12 protein-coding genes are annotated in these 14,828 nt (G+C 66.5%); 4 read left to right on the forward strand and 8 right to left on the reverse strand.

The window, feature by feature from the left end:
* Positions 1 to 35: 35 nt before the first annotated feature.
* The 3 genes from IEY58_RS31550 to IEY58_RS31560 are packed head-to-tail and all read left to right on the forward strand — an operon-like array spanning position 36 to position 4,308.
* Complete coding sequence (locus IEY58_RS31550) at positions 36 to 1,322, forward strand: D-arabinono-1,4-lactone oxidase (RefSeq protein ID WP_189052165.1); 1,287 nt, start codon at positions 36 to 38, stop codon at positions 1,320 to 1,322.
* Between the two features lie 14 nt (positions 1,323 to 1,336).
* Complete coding sequence (locus tag IEY58_RS31555) at positions 1,337 to 2,776, forward strand: coniferyl aldehyde dehydrogenase (RefSeq protein ID WP_189052166.1); 1,440 nt, start codon at positions 1,337 to 1,339, stop codon at positions 2,774 to 2,776.
* Entirely contained in the window at positions 2,773 to 4,308 is a 1,536-nt protein-coding gene (locus IEY58_RS31560) for an aldehyde dehydrogenase family protein (protein ID WP_189052167.1), read from the forward strand. Before IEY58_RS31555 ends, IEY58_RS31560 begins: the two co-directional genes overlap by 4 nt.
* Before the next feature lie 3 nt (positions 4,309 to 4,311).
* Here the strand turns inward: IEY58_RS31560 and IEY58_RS31565 are convergent, their stop codons facing one another.
* Positions 4,312 to 5,637, reverse strand: a complete 1,326-nt coding sequence (locus IEY58_RS31565) for an NAD(P)/FAD-dependent oxidoreductase (RefSeq protein ID WP_189052168.1) — start codon at positions 5,635 to 5,637, stop codon at positions 4,312 to 4,314.
* Positions 5,638 to 5,872: 235 nt separating this feature from the next.
* Between IEY58_RS31565 and IEY58_RS31570 the strand changes: the two genes are divergently transcribed.
* Positions 5,873 to 6,349, forward strand: a complete 477-nt coding sequence (locus IEY58_RS31570) for an Lrp/AsnC family transcriptional regulator (protein ID WP_189052169.1) — start codon at positions 5,873 to 5,875, stop codon at positions 6,347 to 6,349.
* Here IEY58_RS31570 and IEY58_RS31575 read toward each other — a convergent pair whose 3' ends face one another.
* The 7 genes from IEY58_RS31575 to IEY58_RS31605 form a co-directional block, all read right to left on the reverse strand.
* Complete coding sequence (locus IEY58_RS31575) at positions 6,350 to 8,026, reverse strand: ABC transporter ATP-binding protein (RefSeq protein WP_189052170.1); 1,677 nt, start codon at positions 8,024 to 8,026, stop codon at positions 6,350 to 6,352. It abuts the gene before it with no gap.
* The gene (locus IEY58_RS31580; protein WP_189052171.1) at positions 8,026 to 8,892 is read right to left on the reverse strand and encodes an ABC transporter permease; all 867 of its coding nucleotides are present in this window, start codon (positions 8,890 to 8,892) and stop codon (positions 8,026 to 8,028) included. Before IEY58_RS31580 ends, IEY58_RS31575 begins: the two co-directional genes overlap by 1 nt.
* Positions 8,889 to 9,839, reverse strand: a complete 951-nt coding sequence (locus tag IEY58_RS31585; RefSeq protein ID WP_189052172.1) for an ABC transporter permease — start codon at positions 9,837 to 9,839, stop codon at positions 8,889 to 8,891. The genes IEY58_RS31580 and IEY58_RS31585 overlap by 4 nt, the downstream gene beginning before the upstream one ends.
* Positions 9,840 to 9,930: 91 nt before the next feature.
* Positions 9,931 to 11,538 (reverse strand): ABC transporter substrate-binding protein, encoded by a 1,608-nt coding sequence (locus tag IEY58_RS31590; protein WP_189052173.1) that lies wholly within the window; start codon positions 11,536 to 11,538, stop codon positions 9,931 to 9,933.
* A 340-nt stretch (positions 11,539 to 11,878) separates the two neighbouring features.
* A complete protein-coding gene (locus tag IEY58_RS31595; RefSeq protein WP_189052174.1) occupies positions 11,879 to 13,252 on the reverse strand; it encodes an aspartate aminotransferase family protein in 1,374 nt (457 codons plus the stop codon).
* Between the two features lie 30 nt (positions 13,253 to 13,282).
* The gene (locus IEY58_RS31600) at positions 13,283 to 14,140 is read right to left on the reverse strand and encodes a GNAT family N-acetyltransferase (RefSeq protein ID WP_189052175.1); all 858 of its coding nucleotides are present in this window, start codon (positions 14,138 to 14,140) and stop codon (positions 13,283 to 13,285) included.
* A gap of 154 nt (positions 14,141 to 14,294) precedes the next feature.
* The coding region (locus tag IEY58_RS31605) for an Lrp/AsnC family transcriptional regulator (RefSeq protein ID WP_229744107.1) at positions 14,295 to 14,828 on the reverse strand (534 nt) is incomplete at its 5' end.

Below are 14,828 nucleotides of genomic sequence, written 5' to 3' on the forward strand. Positions count from 1 at the left end.
CTTTGACATTCCGAAGCTTTCCGGGGGGCTTGGCGATGTGGCGCAACTGGTCGGGATATGTCGAGTGCCCTGATACGCGCGTCGCGACCCCCGGCAGTGCGGCCGAGCTCGCCGGCACCCTCAAGGACGCCGCGCGCGAGAACCGCTCGGTCCGTGTCGTGGGCGGCGGCCATTCCTTCAGCCCGCTGGTCGCGACCGACGGCGTTATCCTGTCGCTCGACCGGCTGCAGGGCGTGATCGACATCGACCGCGACAAGCGCATCGCCCGGGTCCATGCCGGCACACGGCTCTGGGCGATCGGCGGGCCGCTCGCGGCGGCCGGCTTCGCCATGGAGAATCTGGGCGACATCAACGTCCAGTCGATCGCCGGCGCCACCAGCACCGGCACCCACGGCACCGGCATCACGCTCGGCAATCTCGCGACCCAGATCGCGGCGCTCAAGTTCCTGACCGCCGAGGGTGAAGAGGTGACGGCGTCGCCCGACGAGAATCCGGAACTCTTCGCCGGCGGACGCATCGGCTTGGGCGCGCTCGGCGTCCTGACCGAGCTCAGCCTGCATCTGGTCCCCGCGTTCCGCTTGAAGCTCGTGCGCGGCAAGATGGCGCTCGAGGACTGTCTCGCCCGGAGCGATGAACTCATCCGTTCCCACCGCTCGTTCGAGTTCTATTGGCTGCCCCATGCCGACGCGGTGCTGACCAAGGGCTGGTCGATCACCGACGAGCCGGCCGACAAGGTCGGCTGGCAGCGCTACGTGACCGAGACCCTGCTCGAGAACGCCGTGTTCGGCGCGCTCTGCCGTCTGGGGCGTGCCGCTCCCGCGCTCTGCCCGTCGATCAGCCGGTTCTGCGCCGCGCTGATCTCGGGCGGCAGCCAGATCGACGAGAGCTATTCCATGCTCTCGACCGTGCGCCAGGTGCGGTTCAACGAGATGGAATGGTCGATGCCGGCCGAGCGCGGCGCCGACGCGCTCCGCGAGATCCGCGCCTTCATCGCGCGGCGCGAATTCCCGCTGATGTTCCCGCTTGAATATCGCTGGGTGCGCGGCGACGACCTGTGGCTCAGCCCCAACTATGGCCGAGACAGCGTCCATATCTCGGTTCACCAATTCGAGCGCATGCCGTTCGAGCGCTATTTCGATGGCGTCCAGGCGATCTGCCTCAACCATGGCGGCCGGCCCCATTGGGGCAAGTGCCATTCGCTCGTGGGCCGCGACCTGGCCCGGCTCTATCCGCGCTGGGATGATTTCCTGGCGCTGCGGGAGCGGATGGACCCGCGAGGGCGCTTCCTCACACCCTATCTGCGCCGCTTGTTCGGCCTCTGAGCGGAGAGGAGATCATGTCTGAGGCTCCCGTTGCTGTCGCCTCGAGCGAGGCCGAACGGATCTTTGCCCGGCAGCGCGCGGCGGTCGGCCGCCACGGCGCGCCGCCGTACCAGGAACGGATCGAGGCGCTTTCGGCGCTCCTCGCGATGATCACCCGCCATCGGCGTCGCCTGGTCGAGACCGTCTCGGCTGATTTCGGCAATCGCGCCGCGGCCGAGACCGAGCTCGGCGAACTGATGCCGCTCGCCAATGCCATCAAGCATGCGCGGCGCCATCTGGCGCGCTGGATGCGGCCGCAGCGCCGCCGCGTCGGCGTGGCGTTTCAGCCGGCAGGGGCGCGGGTGGTCTATCAGCCGCTGGGCGTGGTCGGCATCCTGGCGCCCTGGAACTATCCGCTGCTGCTGACGCTCGGGCCACTCGTCGATGCGCTGGCGGCCGGCAACCGGGTCATGCTGAAGCCGTCGGAGCTGACGCCGCGCACCGCGGCGCTGCTGCAGAGCCTGCTGGCCGAGATCTTTCCCGAAGACCGGGTCGCGGTCGTGACCGGCGGGCCGGATGTTGCCGCCGCGTTCTGCGACCTCGGTTTCGACCATGTGCTGTTCACCGGATCGACGCGCATCGGCCGCCAGGTGATGGCCGCGGCCGCGTCGAACCTGACGCCGGTCACGCTCGAACTGGGCGGGAAATCGCCGGTCGTGCTGTGCCGGGACTATCCGATGGCCAAGGCGGCCAAGGCCATTGCGATCGGCAAGCTGTTCAATGCCGGCCAGACCTGCGTGGCACCCGACTATGTCCTGGTTCCAGACGATCTGGTGGAGCGCTTCGCCGACGCCTTCGTTGCGGCGGCCGAGGCGCTTTATCCGACGCTGGCCGGCAATCCCGACTACAGCGCGATCGTCAGCGACCGCCACTACCAGCGCCTGGCGGCGATGATCGAGGAAGCCCGCGCCGGCGGCGCCCGCGTGATCCAGCACGGCGACGGAGCCGCCGCGGCCGAGCGCAAGCTGGCGCCGACCCTGCTCATCGGCGCGCCGGACGACAGCGCGGCGATGCGCGAGGAGATCTTCGGGCCGATCCTGCCGATCGTGCCCTATCGTGACTTGGGCCAAGCGATCGCCTGGATCAACGACCGGCCGAAGCCGCTGGCGCTCTATTGCTTTTCCTATGACGCGGCGACGATCGAAGGCGTGCTCGACCGAACGCGGTCCGGCGGCGTCACGGTCAATGGCACGCTGCTCCATGTCGCCCAGGAGGACCTGCCGTTCGGCGGCGTCGGCGACAGCGGCACCGGCGCCTACCATGGCCGGGAGGGGTTCGTACGCTTGTCCCATGCACGTGCCGTCTTGACGCTCAGCCGTCTCAACCTGTCGGACCGGATCGCCGCACCCTACGGCCGGCTGACCGCGCTCGCGACCCGGCTGCTGCTCGGCCCGACAAGCACGGACGCGCGATGACTGCTCCCGCCTCTTGCCAGCCGACGAATGCCGTGGCGGATGCCTTCGCCGCGGCCCGGCATGGCTTCGCCAAGCACCGGGGTCTCAGCGTCGAGGCGCGGCTCGCCGAATTGGCGAAGCTGAAGGCGGTGATCCTGGCGCGCCGCGGCGCCATCGTCGACCGGGTCATGCACGAGGTCGGCAAATGCCGGACCGATGCGCTGATCGCCGAGATCATCGGCACCGTCGACTGGATCAATTGGCTCGAACGCCATGCCGCGCGGCTGCTGGCGCCGGAGCGGGTCAAGACGCCGATCACGCTGCTCGGCAAGAAATCCCTGCTGCTGCACGAGGCGCTGGGCGTCGTCCTGGTCATCTGCCCGTGGAACTACCCGTTCCACAACGCCATCACCGCGATCGCGGCGGCGGTGGTGACCGGCAATGCCGTCGTCTACAAGCCGTCCGAACATGCGGCTTGCGAAGGGCTGGTCGAGGAGATGCTCGCCTGCTCTCCCGTGCTGCAGGATCTCGTCCATATCGTGTACGGCGACGGGGTGGTGGGCCAGGCGTTGATCGCGGCCGGCCCGGCGAAGATCTTCTTCACCGGCAGCGGCACGACCGGCGCCAAGATCATGGCTGAGGCGGCCCGCCAGCTGATCCCGGTCGAGCTGGAGCTTGGCGGCAAGGATCCGATGATCGTCTTTGCCGACGCGGCGACGCCCCGTGCCATCGCCGGCGCGCTCTGGGGTGCCTTCACCAATGCGGGACAGTCCTGCAGCGGCGTCGAGCGGCTGCTGGTCGAAGCCCCGGTCTATGAGCGGTTCCTGGACGACCTGGTGGCGGCGGCCGGCCGGATCGTCGTGCGGCCCGATGATGCGGGTGACGCCGATGCGGGTGACGCCGATGTGGGCGACGTCGATGTGGGCCGCATGACGGTCGCGTTCCAACGCGACAAGGTGATCGAGCATGTCGAGGAAGCGCTGCGCCTTGGCGCCCGCCTGCGCTTCGGTCGCGTGCCGGACAAGGGCTCGCTCACCGTCGGGCCCATCATCCTCGATCGGGTCGCGCCCGACATGCTGGTCTGGCGCGAGGAGACGTTCGGGCCCGTCCTGCCGGTAATGCGCTTCGCCGACGAGGCCGAGGCGGTGCATCTGGCCAACGACACGGGCTACGGCCTGTGCGCCAGCGTGTTCACCGCCGACAAGTCACGGGCACTCCGCGTCACGGCCGTGCTCGAGGTCGGCGGCGTGTCGGTCAACAACGTCAACATGAGCGAAGGCAATCCGGGGCTGCCATTCGGCGGCGCCAAGAAAAGCGGGTTCGGCAAGTTGCGCGGGCCCGAGGGGCTGCTGGGCTTCACGCGCAGCAAGGCGGTGCTGATCGACCAGGCGGGCAAGAAGATCGAGGCGAACTGGTATCCTTACACAGAGACCAAGCTGCAGCGGTTCGAGCGCTTCATCGACGCGCTCTATGCGCCCCGTCGGTTCCGTCTGCCGGCCATCATCTGGCACGGTCTGCGCCTCGAGTCCTTCAGCCAGAAACCGCGGCGTTAAACCTCAGAAATCCGCGACCTTGCCCCAGGCGGAGGCGTCGAAGCGCTCCAGCCGATAGGGCTTCGGATCCAAAAGCGGTTCGGCGCCGGAGACCAGGTCGGCGACGAGGTGGCCGGCGCCCGGGCCGATGCCGAAGCCATGACCGGAAAAGCCGGCGGCCAGCACGAGGCCCGGGATCTTCGCGATCGGCCCGATGCCGGGAACGCCGTCCGGCGTGCTGTCGATATAGCCGGCCCAAGCGGCCGTGATGCTGGTCTTGGCGAGCGCGGGCAGCAGCTCGATCGCGCGCTCATGGGTCAGGCGAATGGCCGTTTCATCGGGTGCTGGATCGAGAATGCGCATGCGTTCCATCGGCGTCGGCCGGTCGAGCGGCCAGGTCCTGAGCGTCTCGTGGCCTGAGCGCAGGCCTTCGAGCCCGCCGGGTGCCAGGCTGCGCCACCGCTTCAGGAACATCGGCAGGAACTGCGGCGCGAATCGCAGCTGTTGCGGTGTCATGTCGACCCGGCCGCGTCCGCTGATCGCGAGCGTGTAGCCGCCGTTGCGCCGGCGGGTGATCGAGATCGCCGCGGTATGGAGCGCATCGGGCAGGCCTTCGGCGCCGGGCGAGACCGCGAGGATGGACGAGCGGATCGAGGCCTGGGGAAAGCGGATGCCGAGCTGCCGGCAAAAGGATGAAGCCCAGGCACCGCCGGCGAGGACGGCAGTCTTGGTCTTGATCGTGCCGCCCTCGGTGACCACGCCGCTCAAGGCGCCGCCTGCCGTTTCGATGCCGCGCGCCGCACAGTTCTGATGCACGGTGCCGCCCAGCTTCAGGATGGCGCGGGCGACGGCCGGCGCCGCCATGGACGGGTCGGCCGTGCCGTCGGTGGGTGAGAACACGCCGCCCTTCCAGACGCGGCCGGTGGCGCGGCCGCGCTCGCTGGCTTCGGCGCTGTCCAGCATATGGGTGGTGACGCCCACCGTTCGGGCGAAGTCGCGCCAGCGCGCCCAGCGGTCGAGCTCGGCCTCGTCGTTGCTGAGATAGAAGAGGCCGCAGCGGCGAAAGCCAGTGTCCTCGCCGCTGTCGGCGGCGAAGCGCTCCCAGAGATCGAGGCTCTTGGTCGCGATCGGCAGCTCGCGCGCGTCGCGGTTCTGCTGGCGGCACCAGCCCCAATTGCGGCTCGACTGCTCGCCGCCGATGCGGCCTTTTTCGACGAGCGCCACCCGAATGCCGCGCTCAGCCAGGTAATAGGCCGCAAACACGCCGACGATGCCGCCCCCGATCACCACCGCATCAGCGGATTTCGGCAGCTCGGGCGACGTTTCGATATGCAGCAACGGTGCGGGCATCGGCCTCTCCAGCGATGCCGTCCAATCTAGGGCTTCCATCGCCCGGAGCGCTGCCGTAAACGGGGCCATGTGCCGCATATAATTCTGCAGGCCGGCGCCTTGGCGAAGCATTATGCTTTATCGCCGAATTCAGTCGCGCGTGGACTGCTTCGCGGGGTGTGCTAGGCTTCAGGGAGCGTAATTGCAGCATTTTATGCTGAAGCCGGACAAACAGCACTCCAGATCGGCGGGCCCGATGAAACTCGACCGGATCGACATCAAGATCCTCTACGAACTGCAGAAGAACGGCCGCATCACGAATGTGGAGCTGGCCGAACTGGTCAATCTCTCGCCGAGCCCCTGTCTCATCCGGGTCAAGAAATTGCAGGCGGAGGGCTTTATCGAGGGCTATTCGGCGCAGATCAACATCGCCAAGCTCGGGCCGACCTTGACCGTCTTCACCGAGATCACGCTGAAGAACCACCGACAGGCGGATTTCGCGCGCTTTCTCGCCGTCATCGAGAAGGTCGCTCAGGTGATCGAATGCCACCTCGTGTCCGGCGGCTACGACTATCTCCTGAAGTTCGTGACTTCCGGCATCGATGAGTACCAGACGATCATGGAGCGGCTGACGGACATGGACATCGGCATCGACAAGTATTTCAGCTTCGTCGTGCTGAAATCGCCCATCGTCAGACATCATCTGCCGCTGACCAAGCTGTTCCCGCTTTAATCAGCGGCGGCAATATTCGCGGACGAGCTCCGGGTCCTGGTCGAGCTGGTCGAGCCAGGCCGGGTCGAGCTTCGGCACCGAGGCGAACAGCAGCTGGGAATACGGGTGATTCGGCGGCTTCGCCCGCGACGGCGTCAGCTGCTCGATCTGCTTGCCGCCGTACATCACCACGATCTCGTCGCAGATGGCCTCGACCACCGACAGGTCATGGCTGATGAAGATGTAGGAGAGGCTCAATTCCCGCTGCAGTTCCTTCAGCAGCTCGATGACGGCAGCGGCCACCACCGTGTCGAGCGCCGAGGTGATTTCGTCGCACAGGATCAGCTTGGGGTCCGCAGCCAGCGCGCGGGCAAAGTTCACGCGCTGCTTCTGTCCGCCCGACAATTCCGACGGCCGGCGGTGGCGCAGGGCCCGCGGCAGCTTCACCATGTCGAGCAGTTCGTTGATGCGGGCGTCGCGCGCTTTGCCGTTCATGCCGTGATAGAACGTGAGCGGCCGCCCCAGGATGTCCTCGACCGGCTTTGCCGGGTTGAGCGCCGTATCGGCAGACTGGAAGACGATCTGCATGTCACGGAGCTGATCGCGGGAGCGCTCACGCGCCGAGCGGCCGAGTTTCCTGCCGCCGAACGTGATGTGGCCGGCAGCAGCCGGCAGGATGCCGGCGATCGACCGGACGAGCGTCGTCTTGCCGGAGCCGGATTCGCCGACGATGCCGAGATTGCGGCCCTTCTCGACCCGCAGATTGACCGACTGCACTGCGGGGATGAGCGGCAGGCCGTTAGCCTGGATGGGGCCGAAGCCGGCGGTCAGGTCCTCGATTTCGAGCAGGGTTTCGGGCCTCGGCTCCAACCCGTCCTGCTGGCCGCGCGGCTTCGGTCCGAAGGCGGCCAGCAGTTCCCGCGTATAGGGGTGCTTGGCTGCGGTGAGGATCTCGAGCGTCGTGCCGGTTTCCTTCACCTCGCCGTCCTTGAGCACGACGATCCGGTCGGCGATCTGCGCCACGACCGCGAGGTCGTGCGAGACATAGACGCCGGCGATGCCGCCCGCGCGCATGACCGATTTGAATGCCTTCAGCACCTCGATCTGGGTCGTGACGTCGAGCGCCGTCGTCGGCTCGTCGAAGATCACGAGCTTCGGGTCGCCGATCAACGCCATGGCGGCCGACAGCCGCTGCAGCTGGCCGCCCGAGACCTGGTGCGGAAAACGCTCGCCGATGGTCTCGGGATTGGGCAGGGACAGCGCCTTGAACAGGGCTACCGCTCGTTCGCGCGCCTTGTCGGGCGGCATCAGGCCATGGATGCGGGTGACCTCGATCACCTGATCCATGATCATCTTCGACGGATTGAACGCCGCGGCGGCGCTCTGCGGAATATAGGCGACTTCGGTGCCGCGCAGCCGGGCCCGTTCCCGTTCCGGCAGCGCCAGGATGTCGCGGCCGTTCACCACGACGCTGCCGCCGGAAATCCGGCACCCCGGACGGGCATAGCCCATGAGGGTCAGCGCCATGGTCGTCTTGCCGGAACCGCTTTCGCCAATGAGGGCCACGATCTCGCCCTCCGCGATCTCGAGGCTGGCGCCCTTGATGATCTCGATCCGGCGGCCGGCGTCGGTCTTGGCCTCGACCTTGAGATCGCGGATTTCGACGAGGTTCTCGGCGAGGTTCGCGGGGCTGGCCATCACGCGCTCCGGTCCCTGATTTTCTGCGGCAGGTTGTCGATCAGCAGGTTGACGCTGATGGTCAGGCTGGCGATGGCGATCGACGGGACGATGACCGCGGGGGCCGCGAACGGCAGTCCGCCGATGTTCTCCCGCACGAGTGCCCCCCAGTCGGCATAGGGCGGCTGCAGTCCGAGGCCGAGGAAGGACAGGCCCGAGAGCAAGAGCACGATGAAGACGAACCGCAGGCCCAGGTCGGCCAGCACGGGGCGGATGATGTTCGGCAGTATTTCCGAGCCGATCAGATAGAAGACGCTTTCGCCCCGGATCCGCGCGACGGTGATGAAGTCCATCGTGTTGATGTTGACCGCGAGCGCGCGGGCAAAACGGTAGGCGCCGGGGATGTAGATGACGGCGAGCGTCACGATCAGCACCGGGATGGAGGAGCCGACCGCGGCAACGACGACGAGGCCGAACAGCTTGCTCGGGATCGAGCTCATCGCATCCAGGAAACGGCTCAAGAGCGTGTCGAACAGCCCGCCGGTCACGGCTGCGGCCATGCCGAGGACGACGCCGAAGAAACAGGCGACGATGACGGCGGCGAGCGAGATGCCGACGGTATAGCGGGCGCCCATCAGCACGCGCGACAGCATATCTCGGCCGAGATAGTCGGAACCGAGCCAGGCCTCGGCGCTGATCGGCTCGAAATAGTCGTCGGCGACGATGTCGCCCACGGGATGGGGAATGATGAGGGGGGCGAAGATCGCGACCAGCGTCCACGCGAGAATGACCGCGAGGGCCGCGACGCCGACGACATTGACCCGGTAGCCCAGGCGTGATCCGGCGGGCCGCGGTCCCGCGAGTTTCGGGCTAGGCGCCGTCGTCATCGCAGCCTCGGGTTGGAGACGATCGCGACGATATCGGCGGCCGTGATCAGGATCAGGTATCCCAGGCAGAAGATCATGGCACAGCTCTGGATCAGCGGCAGGTCGCGGGTGGCGACCGCGTCGACCATCAGCTTCGCAATGCCGGGATAGTTGAAGATCGTCTCGACGATGATGACGCCGCCGATGAGATAGGAGAGCGACAGCGCCACGGCGTTGACGATGGGCCCGAGCGCGTTCGGCAGGGCATGCTTGAGTACGAGCCGGCTGCGCGAGGCGCCCTTCAAGAGCGCCATCTCGACATAGGCGGTATTGAGCGTCTCGATCACGGCGGCGCGCGTCATGCGGATCATCTGCGCCGAGACGCCGAAAGTGAGCGTGATGACCGGCATCGCGTAGATTTTCAGAACATCCGCCAGCGAGTGGACGTCGTTCGCGAGCGAGAGGGCCGGCAGCCAGCCCAGATAGACCGCGAACAGCAGGACGGCGATCGTCGCCACCATGAATTCCGGGACCGAGATGACGCCGATGGTGAGAACGGTCACGATGCGATCGTAAGCCGAGCCACGCAGCATCGCGGCCGTGATCCCGACCGTCAGCGCCAACGGCACGGAGACGACGGCCGTAATCCCGGCGAGCTTCATCGTGTTGACGAAGCGCCCGCCGATGAGTGCTGCGACCGGCATCTTATTGGCATAGGAGGTGCCGAGTTCGCCCTGGAGCAGGCCTAAGAGCCAGCGCAGGAAGCGGAAGATCGCCGGATCGTCCAGATGCATGGCCTTGCGCAGCCCAGCGACGGCTTCCGGCGTCGCCGCCTGGCCCAAGAGGATCGTCGCCGTGTCGCCGGGCAGCAGGCTGGTCGCGAAGAATACGGCGAAGGAGACGATCACCAGGGTGATGATCGCCACCAACAGCCGCTTCAAGACGAGGGTTGGAACCAGAGTGTTCATACGCACGCGTCCCGTGGCGTTCGACGTGTGGGCTGCAACTATTATGCGAGACGGGGGCGCGGGCAGGGACCACCCTGGCCAACGGGAGCCGTCAGGCGGAAAGCCAGACGTATTCCGCCATGTTGTAGCCCATCATGCCGCCGAGCGGGTTCACCTCAAAGCCCTTGAGTTTGGCGGTCAAGGCGTCGACGCCCGCGATATAGGCCGGGATGATCGTGCCGGCTTCCTCGGCGATCATGGCCTGCATCTCGCCGTAGATTTCCTTGCGCTTGGCCTGGTCGAGCATGCCGCGCGCCTCGACGAGCAGCTTGTCGAACTTCTCGGACTTGTAGTGGCTTTCGTTCCAGGGTGCGTCCGACGAATAAAGCAGCGAGAACAGGATGTCGGGCGTCGGCCGGTAGTTGATGTTGCCGAAATGGATCGGGGCTTTGAGCCAGTAATTGTCCCAATAGCCGTCGGGCGGGACGCGCTGGACGTCGAGCTTCAGGCCGATATTGGCGCCGGTGGCCTGCAGGATCATGGCGATGTCGACCGACGAGCCGGCCGCGTCGGACGCGATGACCGGAATGGACTGGCCGAGTACGCCCGCCTTCTGGAAGTGGAACTTCGCCTTCTCGGGGTCGAACGGCTTCGGCTTCAGGTCGTTGTTCCGGTAGATGTTCCCCGGGAATACCGGCTGGTCGTTGCCGATGTCGCCAAGACCGCGGAGTGCCGACTTCAGGATCTGCTCCCGGTTGACCAGGTACTTCATGCCCTCCACGAAGTCCTTGCTGTTCCCGGGCGCCATGTCGAGGCGCATGTTGAGGTTGGTGTAGTTGTTGGCGCTGGACTTCGACAGGACGAAGTCCTTCTTGCCTTCGAGCAGCCGCAGGGACCGCGGATTGATCGCGGCGGCGAGATGGATGTCGCCGGACAGGAGCGCATTGACGCGGGCATTGTCGTCGCTGATGGCAAAGAACTCGAAGCTGTCGACGTGGGGAGCGCCCGACTTCCAGTAGTTCTTGTTCTTCGCCATGGTCGAGCGGACGCCGGGCTCGAAGCTCTGGAGCACGAAGGCGCCCGTGCCGTTGCCTTTTGAGAAGTCCGTCGTGCCGTCGGCGACGATCATGAAGTGATGCAGCGCCAGGATAGTCGGCAGGTCGGCGTTCGGGTTGGCGAGCGTGATTTCCACCGTCGACTTGTCGACCGCCTTGATGCCGGTGATCTGGGCGGCGATCTTTGCGACCTTGGAACCGACTGCGGGATCGAGATGGCGCTTCAGCGAGAAGACGACGTCGTCGGCCGTCAGCCCCTTGCCGTCATGGAACGTGACACCCTTGCGCAGCTTGACGGTCCAGACCTTGGCGTCGGCGCTTTCGATGCTTTCGGCGAGCTCCATCTGCGTGGCGCCGGCCTTATCGATCTGGGTCAGGCGGTTATAGAGCGCGCAGCAGCGCACGTAGTCGGTCGAGAGCGAGGCCTTGGCCGGATCGAGCGTGTCGGCAGTCGAGGCCGAGAAGCCGGCCGCCTTGAAGGCGCCGCCGGAGACGGGGGTCGCCGCGACGGCGTCGGTCGCGCGGCTGAGCAGAGCGACGCCCGAGGACATCGCGACACCGCCCGCCAGCATCATCTGCAGAAGTTCACGACGGCTCGCGCCGCGCCGGATGGCGTCCTCGACCCGTGCGTCGTCGGACTTGCCCCAGTTCGCAATCTTGTCCATGAAGCTTCCCTTCCTGTTGATTTGGCCGGGCGCTCGTCTTGATCGCGAGACCGTCCCGGTAACGGGCTATCGTTCAGTGCGCACTTTTCTTCGTCGCTTCGGCCGGGCCGCGATTGCGGCGGGGCGACCATCCGGGGCAGGCACAGAATGAAATTTTGTGCGGCTTATCGGCCAATGACGCGAAAAGCCCCGTTTCCTTGGATTTCTGGATTTTCTGGTCGTTTAGTTTGGCACGTCTTCCCCGTCGGATTCGCCGAAAAGGCGGGCGTGGGCGGCACAAAATTGCGAATATGCCGGTTCCGGCAACATTTCGAGATTGGTGCTGCCTACGTTTCGGCCGTCAGGCCAGCGCCTGGCGCACGTCCGGGTCTTCCAGCGTCTCATCGAGGGTCTTGCGCGTCCGCTCGACGATCTGGTCGATCTCGCCTTCGGTGCAGCAGAGCGGCGGGGCGTAGCCCAGCACACCCTGCGCGAAGGCGCGGATGACGAGGCCATTCTCCCAGGCGCGATCGAAGATCCGCCGCGCCGGCGCCGCGGCGGCGGGCAGTGGCGTCTTCCTCGCCTTGTCCACGACCAGCTCGACCGCGGCCAGCATGCCGCGGCCGCGGACATCGCCCACGAGCGGATGGTCGCGCAGGCTCTCGAGCCCGGCCATCAGGCGGCGGCCGGCCTTGACGCCGTTCTCGAGCAGGCCGCCCTCATAGAGCTTGAGCACTGCCAAGCCGACGGCAGCGCTGACCGGATGGGCGGAATAGGTATAACCATGCCCGACCGCCGCCGCACCCGCGCCATCGGCAATCACGTCATAGACGTGGTCGGCCATCAACATGGCCCCCATAGGGACGTAGCCGGAGGTGAGGCCCTTCGCCGTGGTCATGAAGTCGGGGACGATCTCGTCGTGCGCGCACGCAAACAGCGGCCCGGTCCGGCCGAAGCCGGTAATGACCTCGTCGGCAATGAACAGGATGCCATACTGGCGGCAGAGCTCGCGGATCGCCTTGAGCCAGCCGGCGGGCGGCACGATGACGCCGCCCGAGCCCTGGATCGGCTCGGCATAGAACGCGGCCACGCGGTCCGCGCCGATCGCCTCGATCTTTTCTTTGAGCGCCGCGAGCGAGGCCGCGATGATGGCGTCCGGATCGCTGCCCACGGGATTGCGGTAGGGATAGGGCGAGGGGATCTTGTGCTGCCAGTCGAAGGGCACGCCGAACCCGGCATGGAACGACGGCAGGGCGGTGAGGCCGGCGCCGACGGTCGACGAGCCGTGGTAGCCCTGCTCGATCGAGATGAACTGGTCGCGCTCGGGCGAGCCCTTCGCATGCCAGTAGTAGCGGACGAAGCGCACCGTGCTGTCGATCGCGTCCGACCCGCCGAGCGTGAAATAGACATGGTTGAGGTCGCCCGGCGCGCGATCGGCGAGTTCTGCGGCGAGGCGGATCGCCGCTTCCGAACCCAGGTCGAAATAGCCGGTCGCGTAAGGCAGTTCGCGCATCTGGCGGGCCGCCGCCTCGACGATGCTCTCGTGGCCGTAGCCGGCGTTGACGCACCAGAGCCCGGCAAAGCCGTCGATGAGTTGATGGCCTGTCGCGTCGGTCACCGTGGCGCCCTTGGCGGATTTGAGCACCCGCACCCCCAGCTTCTCGTGGCCGCGATATGACGCGACCGGATGGATGAGATGGGCGCGATCAAGTTCGATCAGGGAATTGGCGAGCATGGAAATCTCCGAATCAGCCGAGAGCCTGAATCAGCCAAGAGCTTGACTGGCGAGCGCAAAGATGGCGGGGCCGGCGTTCTCTCTGCCGGCCTTGGCCGGCTTGCGCATGGCGACGCCGCCGCCGACCTCGAGGAGGCCAAGCTCGCTGAGCCAGGGGGCGAGGCCGCTGTCGCCGGGCGTGTCGACGCGCAGGAACGCGCCGGTCCGTACGGCCGCGAAGAAGCCGATCAGCGCCTGGGCATCCTGCATGTTGGCGGCAACGACTGGTCCGACGACCTCGCCGCGGCCGAACGTGCGGATCGCGGCAAAACCTTCGACCGCCCCGTTGCGCCGCACGACAGCCAACTGCCCGTGTACTGCGAGCCGGTCGATCAGCGCACCGCGGCCGACGCCGAATGCGTCGCGGTCGAGGCTCTTGATGGCGGCGATATCATCAGCTGCCGCAAGGCCGACGTTGCCGGGCGCCGCGATCTCTTTCACCGGGCCCTGATGCTGCCGGATCTCGCCGCACTCGACGAAGCCGAGCTTTCGGTAGAGCGGCAGCCCGTCCTCCGTCGCCGTCAGCCGCAACGGCCGGTCGCCGGCGAGCGTCAGCGCCGCATCCATCAGCCGGCGCCCGAAGCCGCGTCCGCGCAAGGCCTCGTCGACGATCACCATGTTGATGGCGGCGCAATCCCGTCCGTAGGGCGTCATGAGAATGGTGCCGACGACGCGACCCTGATGGGTCACCGCCACCGTGCCGGAGCTCAGCTCGAGCACCATGCGCCAGTCTTCCGGCCGGTGCGGCCATTTCGCCTGGCGCGACAGCGCCACCGCACCGTCGATGTGCTCCGGGCCGAAGGCGATCAGGGCGATATTGTCCGAGGCGATATTATCTGCTGTCTGCATGGGGCATCCTTTCCCGCCCCAAGTGTCGAGCGAAGTCCGGCGGCAGATCATGCAAAGACGTCGGCCGCAACGATATCTTGCACCGTTAACCGGGCCGCTTTCCGCATCATATGCCGCCCGCATCATGGGCGGCATAGTGCTCGTTTGCCGTCAGCTACCGCGCGCCTTGCTTCAGGATCACCATGGTCGTCGTTTCGGCCACGGCCGGGATGGATTGCAGAACGTCTCGGATGAAGGTTCCGAGGGCTTCGATGTCGGAGACCCAGACGCGCAGCATGAAGTCGATGTTGCCGGTCACGAGGAGGCATTCCGTGACCTCGGGCCGGTCGGCGATCGTGGCCAGGAACTGGTCGGTTCCTTCCGGGCCGTGCCGCGCCAGCCGCACCGATACGAGGACGCTGATGTTCTGCCCCAATGCGGCCGGATCGATGCGCGCGGCGTAGCCGAGAATGACGCCTTCGTCCTCCAGCCGCTTGACGCGACGGCCGCATGGCGTCGGGGAAAGCCCGATGCGATCGGCCAGCTCCAATATCGAAATCCGACCTTCCTTCTCCAGGATGGCTAGGATCAATCGACATTCAGGATTCACGGATGGCTGAATATGTGATTCATGAGACGCCAGATTCTTCGATCTGGGGTCTGGTTGATGACCAAGCGGTACGAGCTTTCGCAAGCCCAGTGGCGTCGG

The sequence above is a fragment of the Aliidongia dinghuensis genome (genome assembly GCF_014643535.1).
In the GTDB taxonomy this organism is placed as follows: domain Bacteria; phylum Pseudomonadota; class Alphaproteobacteria; order ATCC43930; family CGMCC-115725; genus Aliidongia; species Aliidongia dinghuensis.

Bases quoted from the DNA above. Each gene is read 5' to 3' on its own strand.
- IEY58_RS31550 (WP_189052165.1), top strand. From the start codon at position 36: ATGTGGCGCAACTGGTCGGGATATGTCGAGTGCCCTGATACGCGCGTC.
- IEY58_RS31555 (WP_189052166.1), top strand. From the start codon at position 1,337: ATGTCTGAGGCTCCCGTTGCTGTCGCCTCGAGCGAGGCCGAACGGATC.
- IEY58_RS31560 (WP_189052167.1), top strand. From the start codon at position 2,773: ATGACTGCTCCCGCCTCTTGCCAGCCGACGAATGCCGTGGCGGATGCC.
- IEY58_RS31565 (WP_189052168.1), bottom strand. From the start codon at position 5,637: ATGCCCGCACCGTTGCTGCATATCGAAACGTCGCCCGAGCTGCCGAAA.
- IEY58_RS31570 (WP_189052169.1), top strand. From the start codon at position 5,873: ATGAAACTCGACCGGATCGACATCAAGATCCTCTACGAACTGCAGAAG.
- IEY58_RS31575 (WP_189052170.1), bottom strand. From the start codon at position 8,026: ATGGCCAGCCCCGCGAACCTCGCCGAGAACCTCGTCGAAATCCGCGAT.
- IEY58_RS31580 (WP_189052171.1), bottom strand. From the start codon at position 8,892: ATGACGACGGCGCCTAGCCCGAAACTCGCGGGACCGCGGCCCGCCGGA.
- IEY58_RS31585 (WP_189052172.1), bottom strand. From the start codon at position 9,839: ATGAACACTCTGGTTCCAACCCTCGTCTTGAAGCGGCTGTTGGTGGCG.
- IEY58_RS31590 (WP_189052173.1), bottom strand. From the start codon at position 11,538: ATGGACAAGATTGCGAACTGGGGCAAGTCCGACGACGCACGGGTCGAG.
- IEY58_RS31595 (WP_189052174.1), bottom strand. From the start codon at position 13,252: ATGCTCGCCAATTCCCTGATCGAACTTGATCGCGCCCATCTCATCCAT.
- IEY58_RS31600 (WP_189052175.1), bottom strand. From the start codon at position 14,140: ATGCAGACAGCAGATAATATCGCCTCGGACAATATCGCCCTGATCGCC.